Source organism: Streptomyces sp. NBC_00670, assembly GCF_036226765.1.
Taxonomy (GTDB): domain Bacteria; phylum Actinomycetota; class Actinomycetes; order Streptomycetales; family Streptomycetaceae; genus Streptomyces.
Genome location: NZ_CP109017.1, coordinates 998049 through 1012581, shown reverse-complemented (window position 1 = coordinate 1012581; position 14533 = coordinate 998049). Strand labels below are relative to the sequence as shown.

Sequence of the window (14533 nt, the reverse complement as noted above, 5' to 3'; positions counted from 1 at the left end):
TTGTCGCTCCGATCGATCAGTAGGTCTGGCGGAAGACGCGGCGGATCGTCAGCAGCCCGGCGAGCCCGACGAGGAAGAGGAAGACGCCCACGGTCTGGCTGTAGCCGAGGTCCGCGGCGATGAACGCCTTCTGGTAGACGAGGAACGACAGCGTCGTGGACGACGTGCCGGGGCCGCCCTGGGTGAGCAGCAGGACGTGCTGCGCGGAGCCGAACAGGGTCCACAGGAACTGCAGCATCGTCACCACGCCGACGTAGTCGCGGATCACCGGGAAGTGCACCGTCCACATCGTCCGCCAGTGCCCCGCCCCGTCGAGCTGGGCCGCCTCGCCGAGTTCGTCCGGCACGCTGCTCAGCCGGGCGGCGAACAGGACGGCCGTGAAGCCGATGCCGCTCCAGACGTCCAGGGCGATCAGACAGGCCAGCGCGGTGGACGGCGAGGCCAGCCAGGCGTCGGTGAGCGAGCCCAGACCGACGCCCTCCAGCGCCCCGTTGACCAGACCGTCCGGGGACAGCGCCGCGTAGAAGACCATGGCCTTCGCCGGGGTCGAGATCAGCCCCGGGATGAACAGCAGATAGCGCAGGACGCGGTGGCCGGGCGGGCGCTGGGCCACGTAGTAGCCGAGCATGTACGCGCACACGATCATCAGCGGCAGCGCGACGGCCAGCTGGATCGCGGTGTTCTCGACCGAGTCCCAGAACACCGGGTCGTCCAGGACCGTACGGACGTTGTCCAGACCGGCGTAGGACACCGGTTGCAGCATGCCCGGCCAGTGCAGGGCCGCGATCACGAAGATGGCGAGCAGCGGCCCGACCATGAAGAGCAGGTACCACACCAGGGCGGGCACGGCGAGGACGGTGCCGCCCTGCCGGAGCGTGCGCGGGGCCGAGGCGCGCGAGGAGGGCGGGACGGGGCGGCGGGCGGAGGTGCCGTCCGGTGTCGTCGTCAGCGTCGTCATGCGGTGACTCCCGGAGGTCGGGTCGGCGAGGAGGGGCGGGTCCGGCGGGTCATGCGGACCGGTACGCGGACTCGAGGGCGGCACGGACCTTCGCCGGGCCGGTGCCCCTGGTGAACGAGGTGCTGGTCGCCGTGATCAGCGGCTGGGTGGCGGCGGGCGGCACGTACACGTCGGGCAGCAGCACCTCGCTCACGTCGGAGCCGAGCCGCTGGGCGGCCGCCACCAGCGGGAAGTCCTTGCTGACGGTGTCCGAGCGCACGGCCATGTCGCGGCCGCTCTCGGTGATGAAGCGCGAGACGGTGTCGGGCCGGTACATGAACCGCAGGAACTTCTCGACGTGCCCGATCTTGCGGACGCCGTTGGGGCTGATCCAGAACCCGATGAGGGTGAACGCCCGGATGATGGTGGGGCGCTCGTGCGCCGCCCCGTCGGCGAGCGGCCAGCCGCCCACCTCGGTGTGCCGGGCCGCTTTGTCCGGCACCTTGGCCAGCGCGGAGGACATCGCCGACTCGATCGCCGCGGCCTGCGTGTTGTACTGCGTGGTCATCGTGTCGGAGGTCAGTCCCTGGGCCTTGTCCGCGAAGACGCCCGCGTCGCGCAGGGTGGTGAAGTACTCGATGCCCTCGCGGGCGCCCCGGACGCCGAAGTCGCCGGTGGAGTAGACGTGCCGGGCCTCGTCCTGGGACAGGAACGTCTGGATGATCTGTGCCAGCAGCTTCTGGCCCGTCCAGTCGTTGCCGCCGACGGTGACGGGGGCGATGCCCTTGGCGCGGAGCTTGCGGGCGGCGGCGATCAGGGCGTCGCCGGTGGTGGGGATCTCGTCGACGCCTGCCTTGTCGAGCAGGGAGCGGTTGTAGGCGACGGGCCAGTTGGTGGCGAAGTAGGGGAAGGCACGGAGCCTGCCCTTGTCGTCGGTCCACGCGGACAGCGCGGCGGGCAGCACCCGCTCGCGCAGCCCCCAGTCGTCCAGGTAGGGCATGACGTCGACGGTGGCGTTCACGTCCGTCCAGGCCAGGGTCTTGTCGTAGAGGTTGACCATGACGACGTCGGCCTCCTTGCGGGCCAGCCGGGAGGTCTCGTAGACCTGGCCCAGGTCGTCGCCGTTGATGAGGTTCTTGACCTTCAGACCGGGGTTCTCGTCCTGGAAGCGGTCGACGGCATCGAGGTAGGTGGGGGAGCCCGGCGCGGTGGTGCCGAGCTGGGTGTGGACGACGAGGGTGTCGGGATCGGAGTCCGCCGCGGCCAGTGCCGAGCAGCCGGACAGGGCGGGCAGGGCGGCGGCCGCGGCCAGACCGGTACCGGCGGCGAGCAGGTCGCGCCGGGTCAGCGAGGAGCGCACAGCGGGGTCTCCAACCAAGCGGTTAACGATTGGTTAATCGATGTACCTCGGGAGGTGGGAGGACCATAGGGAGTGCGGGGGCCGGGGTCAAGGGGTGGGACCGGGTCCGTCGGCGGGCAGGGACGCTTCGGCGGCCGTCCGCGCGCGGGGCGTGCCAGGGCCGATCGGCCCTGGCACGGGAGCCCGGTGGCCGGGAAGGATGGCCCGTACAGCCGTACCCAGCGCGACAAGGAGCGACCGATGACGGACCGCGAGCAGGCCGGGACCGAGCGCCCGATCCGGGTCTTCCTCCTCGACGACCACGAGGTGGTGCGGCGCGGAGTGCACGACCTGCTGAACGACGAGGCGGACATCGAGGTGGTCGGCGAGGCGGCCACCGTCGAGCAGGCGCTGGTGCGGGTGCCCGCGCTCCGTCCGGACGTGGCGGTCCTCGATGTGCGTCTGCCCGACGGCGACGGGGTGACCGTCTGCCGCGAGCTGCGCTCCCGGCTGCCGGAGCTGGCCTGTCTGATGCTCACCTCGTTCGACGACGAGGAGGCGCTGCTCGACTCGATCATGGCGGGTGCCTCCGGGTATGTGCTGAAGCAGATCCGGGGTTCCGACCTGGTCTCGGCCGTGCGCACCGTCGCCCGCGGCCAGTCGCTGCTCGACCCCAGCGCCACCACCAGGCTGATGGCGCGGCTGCGCGGGGGACAGGAGAAGCCGGAGGAGCCCGACGCGCTGCCCGGGTTGACCGACCGCGAGCGCGAGATCCTCGCCCTGATCGGCGAGGGGCTGACCAACCGGCAGATCGGGCAGCGCCTCTACCTCGCCGAGAAGACCGTGAAGAACCACATCTCCCGGCTCCTCGCCAAGCTCGGCGTGGAGCGCCGCATCCAGGCAGCCGTCATCGCCACGGAGGCCCGCGACCGGCTACGCGGCGACAGCCGCTGATCCCGCCGGCGTGCGCCGGCCTCCCGGCCCGGGGTGGCCTGCCGGCCCGCGTCGGCCGCCGGCCCCGTCGGCGCCCTCCGCGCACCCGTAGGGCGGGGAGGCCGCGCCGGGCCGTCGCCGCGTCGGCTGCCCGGCTCCCGTCGGCCTCCCAGTCCGTCTGGGGCGGGGGAGCCCGTGCCCGGTCGTGGTCGGGTCGCTACTGTTGCGGGTGGGTGCTGTTTCGGGCGTGGGTGTTGTGCGCGGATGGCGGGATGTCATCGGGGCTTGGAGGGCTGGGCGTGGAGAGCTCCGGGGTGTCGGGAGGCGCGGCGGAGGCCGCTGTCGTGCGGCTGCCGCAGTTGCGGCTGGACGAGCTGCTCGAAGAGCTCCAGGCCCGGCTGGACGCCGCCCGCGGCACCCGCGACCGGGTGCACAGCCTCCTTGAGGCGGTGCTCTCCGTCGGCCGCGAACTCGACCTGGAACACGTGCTGCACAGCATCGTCGACGCCGCCGCCACCCTCGTCGACGCCGAGTACGCGGCCCTCGGCGTCATCGGCCCCGACGGCAAACGCCTCTCGGCCTTCCTCACCGTCGGCGTCAGCGAGGAGCAGATCGCCCGCATCGGCCCCTACCCGGAGGGTCACGGCATCCTCGGCGAGCTGATCCGGCACCCGGAGCCGCTGCGCCTGGCCAAACTCTCCGAGCACCCGGCGTCATACGGTTTCCCGGCCCACCACCCGCCGATGAACAGCTTCCTCGGCGTCCCGATCCGGGTCCGCGAGCAGGTCTTCGGCAATCTGTACCTCACCGAGAAGCGCGGCGGACTGGAGTTCGACGAGGAGGACGAGTCGGTCCTGTCCACGCTGGCCGTGGCGGCGGGCGTCGCGATCGACAACGCCCGGCTGTACGAGGAGTCCCGGCTGCGCGAGCGCTGGCTGCGGGCGAGCGCGGAGATCACCCACGGCCTGATGTCCGGCGCCGCGCAGGCGGAGGTGCTCGGCCTGATCGCCGAACGCGCGCGCGAGATCACCGGCTCGGCCCTCGCCGTGATGTCCACGCCCGTCAGGAACACCGACACCCTCACCGTCGAACTGGCGATCGGCCGACAGGCCGAGGCGCACCGCGGCCTCGTGCTGCCCGTGGAGGGCACCCTCACGGGCCGCGCGTTCGCCGGAGGCGCGCCCGTGACCAGCGACGACGTCGGGACCGACGACCGGGTCACGGCCGGACCGCCGCGGTTCGCGGGCCTCGGCCCGGCGATGGCGGTGCCGATCGGCGCGGGCGAGAGCATCCGCGGAGTGCTCCTGCTGGCCCGGGGGACCGGCGCCCCCGGCTTCTCCGGCAAGGACGTGGAGCCCCTGAAGAGTTTCGCCGCGCAGGCCGCCCTCGCGATGGAGTTGGCCGAGCGCCGCAAGGACGCCGAACAGATCGCCGTCCTGGAGGACCGCGACCGGATCGCCCGCGACCTGCACGACCTGGCCATCCAGCGGCTGTTCGCCACCGGCATGACCCTGCAGAGCGCGGGGCGCCTCGTCGACCACGCGGGCGCCAAGGAACGCGTCCTGCGGGCGGTGGACGACCTCGACGAGACCATCAAGATCATCCGGTCCACGATCTTCGGCCTGCGCACGCACGACGACGAGGCGGCGCCCGGACTGCGGGCCCGCGCGGTGCGGGTGGTCGGGGAGGCCACGCGGGTCATGGGGTTCGCGCCCAGCGTGCGGATGGAGGGGCTGCTCGACACGCACGTGCCCCGAGACACCGCCGACCACGTGGTGGCGGTGCTGTCCGAGTCCCTCACCAACATCGCGCGCCACGCGCACGCCGACCGCGCCGAGGTCACGCTGGAGACCGACGGCAGGACCGTACGCCTCACCGTGCGCGACAACGGCGTGGGCATCCCGGCCGAGGGGCGCCGCAGCGGCCTCGCCAACATGGCGGCCCGGGCCCGGGAACTCGGCGGCGACCTGGAGTGGAGCACGCCCGAGGACGGCGGGACCCGGCTGGTGTGGCAGGCGCCGGTGAGCGGGGCGGGACGGTGACGACGGTGGTGCGCGGGCGCTGACGGCGGCGGTGCGCGGGCACGGACGACGACGGCGGCGTGCGCGGGCGCCCACGGCGTACGCGAAGGCCCCCGGCGGTCTGCCGGGGGCCTTCGTCGTGCGCCGTGGGCGTGCGCCTTCGCCGGGTGACGGGTGACGGTGCCGGTTCAGGCGTCCGCGCCCGCCTCCCGGCCGATGCGGATCTGCCACCGCTCGGGCCCCGACTCGACGTACTCCCAGGTGAAGGCGCCGGGATGGGCGGCCTGGAACTCCCGCCGCAGCGGCTTGGGGTCGTGGTTGTTGACCAGGGTGAAGGACTCGCCGGGAGCCAGCCGCGCGAACCGGGCGAAGATCCGCGGGTGACGCCGGCCGTGTGGGATTTCCCGGACGTCGACGACCGCCGGGTCCTCCAGGGTGCCGCCGGCCAGGAGGGTGTCCAGATCCCCGACCAGCGCGGGCAGATCGGCACCGGGCAGACCGACGAGGGCCGGCAGCAGCACATCCCGCTCCACCGCCAGGTGAGCCCGCAGCACCGCTTCGATCGCCCGGGCGAGCGTGGCGGCCGAGGCGGCGTCCCCGGCCGCCGACAGCCGGTCGACGTAACTGTCGAGCACGCCGCCGGTGGTGCGCAGCCCGCGGACCAGCAGCCGGGTCTCGGCGGCGCCGGACGCCGTCGCGTACAGGGTCCGGTCGGCGGCGCCCAGGTAAGGCCGCAGCTCGCCCGTGCAGAACTCGGTCAGGGCGGCCCGGACCGACTCGCCGGCCTCCGCGGCCTCGGGTTCGACCTCGGTCAGCGTGGCGAGCCGGCCCTGGAGCCGCTGTTGCGTCCGGTGGAGGGCGCTCTGTGCCCGGACGGCCGGATCGGTGTCGGTCGACTCGATGTAGATCTCGGAGGACGGCGCCATGGTGCCTGCCTTTCTCGCTGCGGCCGCTGCGGTTCGGCACCAATTATTACATGTGCCTCTTGGAGAAATTACATGTGCCGGTGCGACGGCCGCCCGGCGGGGCGGTTCCTACCGGGTTCCGCTGCCGTACGGGGCGTAGAGATCCAGGAGCCGGACGCGGGTCGCGTGCAGCCGGTGGGCGACCACCTGGCCGACCCAGCAGGCGACCGCCCGGCCGAGCTCCGGGTCGTCCGCGCAGAGCGCCCGGACGGCCTCGGCGTCGAACTCCCGGGCCCGCACCGGGCTCGTCGCCTCGGCGCCCAGCTGCCAGACGTGCGGCCCGAAGTGCCAGGAGCAGCCGACCAGTTCGCCGTGGCCCAGGGACTCGATGACGGCGGCCCGGCGGCCGGGGACGTGCAGGTCGAGGGTGACGGTGCCGGTCCGGATGATCCAGAACCGGTCGGCCCGCCGCCCTTCCTCGAACAGCCGGGTGCCGACGTCGAAGGAGACCTCACGGGCGAGGGCCGACAGCCGTTCGCGGTGTTCGACCGGCAGGGCCGCGGCCAGGGTGGTGGTGGAGGTCATCGCACCGGCTCCTTTCGATCAGGGGAAGAACGGGAGGGGGTCGGGGGCCCTGCCGGCGGCTTCCCAGCAATGGGCTTCCCCACCGGTGGGGCCCTCTCTTCAGCGTCCGCCCGGAAGGGCCGTGGCGCCAGGGCCGACCGGCCCTTCCTGCGCGGTTCGCGGAGGCCGGTCGGGCCGGCGTCAGAGCAGACCGCTCCAGTACGGCCAGAACCTGGTCAGCACGAGGACGGCGATCAGCCCGTACCAGGCGGCCAGCAGCAGCCCGTGCGTGTCCAGGACCAGGATCAGCAGCCCCCGCCCGGCGGCCGGGACGGGAATCGTTCCGGACCGCAGGTTGCGCAGGGTGACGTACCAGAACAGCGCGATCGTCACGAGCCACACCACGGCGCAGTACGGGCAGATCCGGCCCAGCACGTACAGCGACTCGTAGATCAGCCAGTGCGCGAACACCACACCGGCCAGCGCCCCCGCGTTCAGCCCGAGCCAGACCCAGCGGTGCAGCAGGGCCCCGCCCAGTACGGCCACGCCCAGCGCGGTGACGGCGGCGAACGCGCCGAGCCCCAGCAGCATGTTGGGGAAGCCGAACACATTGCCCTGCGCGCTCGCCATCGTGCTGCCGCAGCCCACCACCGGACTGATGTCGCACGACACCTGGTAGTCCGGGTTCTCCAGCACCCGCCAGTCCTCGACCGCGAGCCGGAACGCCGCGAGCCAGCCGACGACGCCGGTCAGGGTCAGCAGCAGCCCCATCCGCCGCCCCCGGAACCGGTGGTGTACCGGGTATGCCGTCCTCATGCGGCGCGCCCGGTGCCCGCCTTGTGCGCGCCTGAACGTGTCCTGCCCGGCGGCACGGTCGCGGCCCGGCGCCGGTAGACCAGGTAGGGGCGGGTGAGGTAGCCGACCGGGGCGCTCCAGACGTGGACGAGCCGGGTGAAGGGCCAGACGGCGAAGAGCAGGCAGGCGCTCAGCGCGTGCAGCTGGAACAGCAGCGGCGCCCCGGACATCGCCTCGGGCCGCGGCTGGAGGGTGAAGACGCCCCGGAACCACACCGAGACGGTCTCCCGGTAGTCGTAGCCCCCGCCGAACACGTTGTGCGTGGCCGTGGCGGCAATGCCGAGCAGTACGGTGGCCGACAGCAGCGGGAAGAGCACCTTGTCGCTGCGGTCGGTGCCGAGCCGGATCCGCCGGGTCAGCAGCCGGCGGGCGCACAGCATGCCGAGCCCGGCGACCATGGCGACGCCCGCGACCGAGCCCGCCCACACGGCGCCCGTGTGGTACATGTGCTCGCTGATCCCGGCCGCCCGGGTCCAGGAGGCGGGCACCGCGAGCCCGACCACATGCCCGCCGATCACCATGAACGCCCCGACGTGGAAGAGCGGGCTGCCCCAGCGCAGCCAGTGGTGTTCGAGGAGCTGGCTGGTGCGCGAGGTCCAGCCGAACTGGTCCTGCCGGTAGCGCCAGACGTGCCCGACCACGCACACGGCCAGACAGATGTAGGGCAGGGCGACCCACAGCAGCAGGTCGGTTCCTGAAGCGTTCATCGGGGACCATCCACGGACGACGGGAAGGGGGACGCGAGGGTGGGCGGGGCCTGCTCGGGCGGGACGAAGGTCCCCGGCGGGGCGAAGACGCTCGGCGGGGCGAACGTGCCGCCCGCGTACGGGTCCAGGCCGACGTCCTCGTTCGGCGGCCCCTGTGCGGCCAGTTCCGCCACCGCCGCGAGGTCCGCGTCGGTGGCCGGCGGCAGCAGCGCGAGCAGCGCGGCCAGCACGTGCCGGTAGGGCGAGTCCGCGTCGGCCAGCGCCCGATGGATCAGTTCGAGTCCGCGCCGGTGCTGACGCAGGGGTGCCTCGCCCGCGCCCGGCCCGGCGAGCGCGGCGAACTCCAGCACCACCGGCAGATGGTCGGGCAGTTCACCGCCGTCGACCTGCCGGCCGGCGGCCCGGTAGCGCTGCGCCAGGGTGAGCAGGGCCATGCCCCGGCGGCGGGTGTCACCGTGCAGGTAGTAGGTGAGGTAGAGACTGCTGCGGCGGCGCAGGTCGAAGGTCTCGACGTAGGTCCGCTCCAGCAGTTCGGGCTCCGCGTGACTGAACCACTCGGTGAACGCGGCCAGTTGGGCCCCGGACTCCGACGGCGGCAGCCCCGCGACACAGGTCGCCACGTCCTCGCGGGCGGCGGCGAGCTCCGCGTCCGGGTACTGCAGCAGCAGCGACACCAGCCGCAGTAGAAGCGACCTCTCCCGCGCCTGCGCGGGCGTGAGCCGGGACGGCCGCCGCACGGCCGCCCGCAGCCGGGTACGGACCGGGGCGGGCCCCGGGCGGCCGGCACCGGCGAAGGTCAGGGGGCTCATGCGTGTCCTCCGGGTGAGGTGCGGCGCAGGGTGGGGATGCCGAGCATGACCTTCCGTTCGCCGGCCGGCTCGCCCGAGGTCTCCACCGGGCAGCGGTCCTCCATCGCGGTCAGCGCGGCCGCGTCCTCCTTGTGCGCGGCCGGGACGACGTACCGGTCCTGGTACTTGGCCACCGCCAGCAGCCGGTGCAGGTCCCGGGCCTCCGCGGCGGTCAGGCCGACGGCCTTCAGCACGGCCTCGTCGCCCTCCTCGCCGAGCGTCCGCTCCCGCATGTACGAGCGCAGCGCCGTCAGCTTCATCAGCACCCCGCCCACCACGTCCGTGTCCCCGGCGGTGAACAGCTCCGCCAGGTACTCCAGCGGGATGCGCAGCCGGGTGACGGCGGCGAACACGTGGTCCGGGTCGTCCTGGTTGCCGCCCGCGGAGGTGACCGCGTCCAGGACGGGGGAGAGCGGCGGCACGTACCAGACCATCGGCAGGGTCCGGTACTCCGGGTGCAGCGGCAGCGCCACCTTGTACTTCGACACCAGCGCGTACACCGGGGAGCGGCGGGCCGCCTCCAGCCAGTCCTCCGGGATGCCGCAGGCACGCGCGGCGGCGATCACCTCCGGGTCGGACGGGTCAAGGAACACGTTCCGCTGGGCATCCAGCAGATCCTTCTCGTCCGGGGTCGCCGCGGCCTCGCCCACCTTGTCGGCGTCGTACAGCAGCAACCCCAGGTAGCGCAGCCGGCCCACACAGGTCTCCGAGCAGACCGTGGGCTGCCCCGCCTCGATGCGCGGGAAGCAGAACGTGCACTTCTCGGCCTTGCCGGTGGCGTGGTTGACGTACACCTTCTTGTACGGGCACGCCGTCACGCACATCCGCCAGCCCCGGCACCTGTCCTGGTCGACCAGGACGATGCCGTCCTCCACCCGCTTGTACATCGCGCCGGACGGACAGGCCGAGACACAGGCCGGGTTGAGGCAGTGCTCGCACAGCCGGGGCAGATGGAACAGGAAGGTCTGCTCGAACTCGAACTTCACCTTCTCGGCCCACTCGCCGCTCAGGTTCGGGTCGCCGCCCGCGTGTTCCGGGGCGCCGCCGAGACCGTCCTCCCAGTTCGCGCCCCAGGTGATCGAGGTGGGCCGGCCGGTGAGGACCGAGCGGGGGCGGGCGACCGGCATATCGGGACCGGCGGGCGCGCTGATCAGGTTGTCGTAGTCGTACGTCACCGGCTCGTAGTAGTCCTCCAGGGCCGGCAGGTCCGGGTTGGAGAACAGCGACAGCAGCCGCTTGACCCGGCCGCCGGAGCGCAGCACCAGCCGCCCCCTGCGGTCCAGCGTCCAGCCGCCCTTCCACTGCTCCTGGTCCTCGTAGCGGCGCGGGTAGCCGACGCCCGGCTTGGTCTCCACGTTGTTGAACCAGGCGTACTCGACGCCGGTCCGGTTGGTCCACGTCTGCTTGCAGGTGACCGAACAGGTGTGACACCCGATGCACTTGTCGAGGTTCATCACCATGGCGATCTGGGCCATGACCCTGCCGATGGTGGCTTCGCCACGGGGCACGTCAGTACTCCACTTCCTGGCTGCGGCGGCGGATGACGGTGACCTCGTCCCGCTGGTTGCCGGTGGGCCCGTAGTAGTTGAAGGCGTAGGTGAACTGGGCGTAGCCGCCCGCCAGATGGGTCGGCTTGACCAGCAGCCGGGTCAGCGAGTTGTGCATGCCGCCCCGCTTGCCGCTGACCTCGGTCCTCGGCACGTTCACGTTGCGGTCCTGGGCGTGGTACATGTACACCGTGCCCTCGGGCATCCGGTGGGTGACCACCGCGCGGGCGGCCACGACGCCGTTGCGGTTGTACGCCTCGATCCACTCGTTGTCCCTGACGCCGATCCGCTCGGCGTCAGGGACGGACATCCAGATCACCGGCCCGCCCCGGGACAGGTCGAGCATGTATTTGTTGTCCTGGTAGTTGGAGTGGATGGACCACTTCGAGTGCGGGGTGAGGTAGCGGACCGTGACCTCCGCCCGGCCGTCCTCGCCCAGGTGCTCGTTCCCGTAGTGCCGGATCGCGTTCAACGGCGGCCGGTAGACCGGGAGTTGCTCGCCGATCTCGGCCATCCAGTCGTGCTGGACGAAGAAGTGCTGGCGGCCGGTGAGGGTGTGCCAGGGCTTTCTGTGCTCCACGTTGATGACGAACGGGGAGTAGCGGCGCCCGCCGGTCTCCGAGCCCGACCACTCGTACGACGTCATCACCGCGCGCGGCTGGGTGCGGGTGTCGGTGAACGTGATCCGCTCCGCCTCCCGTTCGGCCGCCAGCTCCACCAGGCCCTCGCTGCCGGTCTGCCGCTCCAGCTCCCGGAACCCCTCGGTCGCCAGGCGCCCGTTGGTGGTGCCGGACAGCGCGAGGATCGCCTCGCACATGTCGCTCGCGGTGGCCAGCGAGGGCCGGCCGGCGCCCACCCCGTCGTGGACGGTGCCGCAGCGGTGCCGCAGCTCCTCGATCTCGCGGTCCGGGTGGACGGTGACACCCTTGGTGGTGGTGCCGAGCGTGTCGAGCAGCGGGCCGACGGCGCGCATCTTCTGTGCGACGGCCGCGTAGTCCCGTTCGACGACGACGAGTTTGGGCATGGTGCGCCCCGGCACCGGCTCGCACTCACCGGTCTTCCAGTCCCGCACCACCCCGCCCGGCTGGGCGAGTTCGTCCGGGGTGTCGTGGGTGAGGGGGACGGCGAGGACGTCGGTACGGGTGCCCAGGTGCGTGGCGGCCAGCTCACTGAACCGGTCGGCGAGCGTGAGGAACGTGTCGTAGTCGGTGCGGGACTGCCAGGGCGGGGCGATGGCCGGGGTGAAGGCGTGCACGAAGGGGTGCATGTCGGTCGACGACAGGTCGTCCTTCTCGTACCAGGTCGCGGCCGGCAGCACCACGTCGGAGAGCAGACCGGTGGAGGTCATCCGGAAGTCCATGGTGACCAGCAGGTCGAGCTTGCCCTCGGGTGCCTCCTCGTGCCACACCACCTCCTCGGGGCGCTCGCCGGGCGGGGTCTCGGCGGAGCGGACCGCCGCGTCGGCGCCCAGCAGATGGCGCAGGAAGTACTCGTTGCCCTTCCCTGAGGAGCCCAGCAGATTGGCCCGCCACACGGTGAGCACACGGGGGAAGTTGGCCGGGTCGTCCGGGTCCTCGGCGGCGAACCGCAGCCGCCCCGACCCGAGTTCGTCCACGATGTGCTCGGCGACCGGCCGGCCCGCGGCCGCCGCCTCGTCGGCCAGGTCGAGCGGGTTGCGGTTGAAGCCGGGGTGGCCCGGGGTCCAGCCGAGCCGCACCGCCTGCGCGAGACAGTCGGCGAACGCCTTGCCCTTGAACCGGCCCTCACCGAGCGGCGAGGCCAGTTCCTCGGGCCCGAAGGCCTCGTAGCGCCACTGGTCGGTGTTGAGGTACCAGTACGAGGTGCCCGCCATGTGCCGGGTGGGCCGCTGCCAGTCGAAGGCGAACGCCAGGTGCTGGAAGCCGGTCAGCGGACGCACCTTCTCCTGGCCCACGTAGTGCGCCCAGCCGCCGCCGTTGACGCCCTGGCAGCCGGTCATCGTGGTGAGCGCCAGGAAGGCGCGGTAGATGGTGTCGGAGTGGAACCAGTGATTGGTGCCCGCACCCATCGCGATCATCGAACGGCCGTTGGTGCGCTCCGCGTTGCGGGCGAACTCCCGGGCGATCCGGGCCGCCTGCTCCGCCGGCACCGAGGTGATCGTCTCCTGCCAGGCCGGGGTGTACGGCCGGCTCGCGTCCTCGTACGACGTCGGCCAGTCGCCCGGCAGACCGGGCCTGCCCACCCCGTACTGGGCGAGCATCAGGTCGAACACGGTGGTGACGAGGCGCCCGCCGAGTCGCCGGGCGGGCACCCCGCGCACCATCACCGAACCGCCCTCGGTGGCTCCCTCGTCGAACCGGGGCAGCGCCACCTCGACGCGCTCCCCGGCCCGGTCGAGCAGGCTCAGCTCCGGTACGACACCGCCCAGATCCAGGTTCCAGCGGCCCTTGTCCCCTGCCGCCCAGCGGTGGCCGAGGGAACCGTTCGGGACGACGGGCTCTCCGGTGGCGGAGTCCAGCAGCACCGTCCTGGAGTGCGCGTTCTCCTCCCGCGCGGCCTCGCCGCCCAGGTCGGCGGCGGTCAGGAACCCGTCCGGGACGAGGCCGTGCGCACCCTCGCGCAGGGTGATGAGGAACGGGGCGTCGGTGAACGTCCGCAGATAGTCCCGGAAGTACGGCACCTCGCGGTCGACCAGGAACTCGCGCAGGATCACATGCCCCATGGCCATCGCCAGCGCCCCGTCGGTGCCGGGGTGCGGGGAGAGCCACTCGTCGGCGAACTTCACGTTGTCCGCGTAGTCGGGGGAGACCGCGACGACCTTGGTGCCGTTGTAGCGGGTCTCGGTGAGGAAGTGCGCGTCGGGCGTGCGGGTGACCGGGATGTTGGAGCCCCACATCACCAGATAGCCGGCGTTCCACCAGTCCGCCGACTCCGGCACGTCCGTCTGGTCCCCGAACACCTGCGGCGAGGCCACGGGCAGGTCGGCGTACCAGTCGTAGAACGACAGCAGCGTGCCGCCGATCAGCGACATGAAGCGGGAGCCGGCCGCGAACGACGCCATCGACATCGCCGGGATCGGCGAGAACCCGGCGACGCGGTCCGGGCCGTACGCCTTGACGGTGTGCACATGGGCGGCGGCCACCAGCTCGGCCACCTCGTCCCAGCTCGCCCGCACCAGGCCGCCCTTGCCACGGGCCCGCTTGTACGCCCGCGCCTTCGCCGGATCGCCGGTGATCTCCGCCCACGCGGCCACCGGGTCACCCAGCCTCCGGCGCGCCTCGCGCCACAGCTTCAGCAGCGTGCCGCGCACATACGGGTAGCGGACCCGGCTGGGGGAGTAGGTGTACCAGGAGAACGAGGCCCCGCGCGGGCAGCCGCGCGGCTCGTACTCGGGGCAGTCCGCGCCGATCGAGGGGTAGTCCGTGGCCTGGTGCTCCCAGGTGATCAGGCCGTCCTTTACGTACACCATCCAGGAACAGGAACCGGTGCAGTTCACGCCGTGCGTGGAGCGCACCACCTTGTCGTGGGCCCAGCGGTCCCGGTAGAACCCCTCCCACTTGCCGTCGTTCTCGCCGAACACGGCGCGCCCGTCGGCGGAGACCTCGTCGCGGGTGAGCAGCCGGCGGCCGGCCAGCGGCCAGTCCCGGTCGGTGTGCGGTGGCCGCCGCCGTGCCTTCTCGTCGTTCTCCATGGCCGGAAACGTATGCCGGGGCAGGGGCCCGGGACCTTGGGCCGAACGCCCCCGGCCGGACGCCCAAGGGTCCTGCCCGGCCCGCCGCCCCAGGGACCAACGGCCCTGGAAGCAGGGCCCCTCGGCGGGCCGGGCGCGGACCTCGGGAGGTGCAGGCTGACACCGACCGAACCGGAGGCAGCGCAATGTACGACCGCACCCACAGGT

The 14533-nt window shown here is 72.5% G+C and carries 11 protein-coding genes; 2 read left to right on the top strand and 9 right to left on the bottom strand.

Translation table 11 applies throughout. The features are described from left to right. Positions 1 to 16 precede the first annotated feature (16 nt). On the bottom strand, positions 17 to 958 hold the full coding sequence (locus OIE12_RS04410) for a carbohydrate ABC transporter permease (protein WP_329131926.1): 942 nt from the start codon (positions 956 to 958) through the stop codon (positions 17 to 19). 49 nt (positions 959 to 1007) lie between these two features. Continuing rightward, positions 1008 to 2297 carry an ABC transporter substrate-binding protein gene (locus tag OIE12_RS04405; RefSeq protein WP_329141729.1) on the bottom strand — a complete coding sequence of 430 codons (1290 nt, stop codon included), beginning with the start codon at positions 2295 to 2297 and terminating at the stop codon, positions 1008 to 1010. Positions 2298 to 2537: 240 nt separating this feature from the next. Here OIE12_RS04405 and OIE12_RS04400 point away from each other — a divergent pair, with 240 nt between their 5' ends. Then, complete coding sequence (locus OIE12_RS04400; protein WP_329131924.1) at positions 2538 to 3230, top strand: response regulator transcription factor; 693 nt, start codon at positions 2538 to 2540, stop codon at positions 3228 to 3230. A gap of 278 nt (positions 3231 to 3508) precedes the next feature. Continuing rightward, positions 3509 to 5251, top strand: a complete 1743-nt coding sequence (locus OIE12_RS04395; protein WP_329131922.1) for a sensor histidine kinase — start codon at positions 3509 to 3511, stop codon at positions 5249 to 5251. Positions 5252 to 5418: 167 nt separating this feature from the next. Here the strand turns inward: OIE12_RS04395 and OIE12_RS04390 are convergent, their stop codons facing one another. The 7 genes from OIE12_RS04390 to OIE12_RS04360 all read right to left on the bottom strand — a co-directional run bounded on the left by OIE12_RS04390 (position 5419) and on the right by OIE12_RS04360 (position 14326). Then, on the bottom strand, positions 5419 to 6156 hold the full coding sequence (locus OIE12_RS04390) for a DUF2249 domain-containing protein (protein WP_329131919.1): 738 nt from the start codon (positions 6154 to 6156) through the stop codon (positions 5419 to 5421). Between the two features lie 108 nt (positions 6157 to 6264). Then, positions 6265 to 6720: a Crp/Fnr family transcriptional regulator gene (locus OIE12_RS04385; RefSeq protein ID WP_329131917.1), complete on the bottom strand. Its 456-nt coding sequence runs from the start codon at positions 6718 to 6720 to the stop codon at positions 6265 to 6267. Positions 6721 to 6900: 180 nt separating this feature from the next. Continuing rightward, positions 6901 to 7515: a vitamin K epoxide reductase family protein gene (locus OIE12_RS04380; RefSeq protein WP_329131915.1), complete on the bottom strand. Its 615-nt coding sequence runs from the start codon at positions 7513 to 7515 to the stop codon at positions 6901 to 6903. Further along, a complete protein-coding gene (gene narI, locus OIE12_RS04375; RefSeq protein ID WP_329131913.1) occupies positions 7512 to 8261 on the bottom strand; it encodes a respiratory nitrate reductase subunit gamma in 750 nt (249 codons plus the stop codon). The genes OIE12_RS04380 and narI overlap by 4 nt, the downstream gene beginning before the upstream one ends. Next, the gene (gene narJ, locus OIE12_RS04370; RefSeq protein WP_329131911.1) at positions 8258 to 9070 is read right to left on the bottom strand and encodes a nitrate reductase molybdenum cofactor assembly chaperone; all 813 of its coding nucleotides are present in this window, start codon (positions 9068 to 9070) and stop codon (positions 8258 to 8260) included. The genes narI and narJ overlap by 4 nt, the downstream gene beginning before the upstream one ends. Continuing rightward, positions 9067 to 10584, bottom strand: coding sequence for a nitrate reductase subunit beta (gene narH / locus OIE12_RS04365; protein WP_329141728.1), 1518 nt, complete (start codon positions 10582 to 10584; stop codon positions 9067 to 9069). Before narH ends, narJ begins: the two co-directional genes overlap by 4 nt. A 34-nt stretch (positions 10585 to 10618) precedes the next feature. After that, positions 10619 to 14326 carry a nitrate reductase subunit alpha gene (locus OIE12_RS04360; protein ID WP_329131909.1) on the bottom strand — a complete coding sequence of 1236 codons (3708 nt, stop codon included), beginning with the start codon at positions 14324 to 14326 and terminating at the stop codon, positions 10619 to 10621. Positions 14327 to 14533: the final 207 nt, after the last annotated feature.

Excerpts from the sequence above, each read along its gene's own strand:
- OIE12_RS04410 (WP_329131926.1), bottom strand. The coding sequence starts at position 958 with ATGACGACGCTGACGACGACACCGGACGGCACCTCCGCCCGCCGCCCC.
- OIE12_RS04400 (WP_329131924.1), top strand. The coding sequence starts at position 2,538 with ATGACGGACCGCGAGCAGGCCGGGACCGAGCGCCCGATCCGGGTCTTC.
- OIE12_RS04390 (WP_329131919.1), bottom strand. The coding sequence starts at position 6,156 with ATGGCGCCGTCCTCCGAGATCTACATCGAGTCGACCGACACCGATCCG.
- OIE12_RS04385 (WP_329131917.1), bottom strand. The coding sequence starts at position 6,720 with ATGACCTCCACCACCACCCTGGCCGCGGCCCTGCCGGTCGAACACCGC.
- OIE12_RS04380 (WP_329131915.1), bottom strand. The coding sequence starts at position 7,515 with ATGAGGACGGCATACCCGGTACACCACCGGTTCCGGGGGCGGCGGATG.
- narI (WP_329131913.1), bottom strand. The coding sequence starts at position 8,261 with ATGAACGCTTCAGGAACCGACCTGCTGCTGTGGGTCGCCCTGCCCTAC.
- narJ (WP_329131911.1), bottom strand. The coding sequence starts at position 9,070 with ATGAGCCCCCTGACCTTCGCCGGTGCCGGCCGCCCGGGGCCCGCCCCG.
- narH (WP_329141728.1), bottom strand. The coding sequence starts at position 10,584 with ATGGCCCAGATCGCCATGGTGATGAACCTCGACAAGTGCATCGGGTGT.
- OIE12_RS04360 (WP_329131909.1), bottom strand. The coding sequence starts at position 14,326 with ATGGAGAACGACGAGAAGGCACGGCGGCGGCCACCGCACACCGACCGG.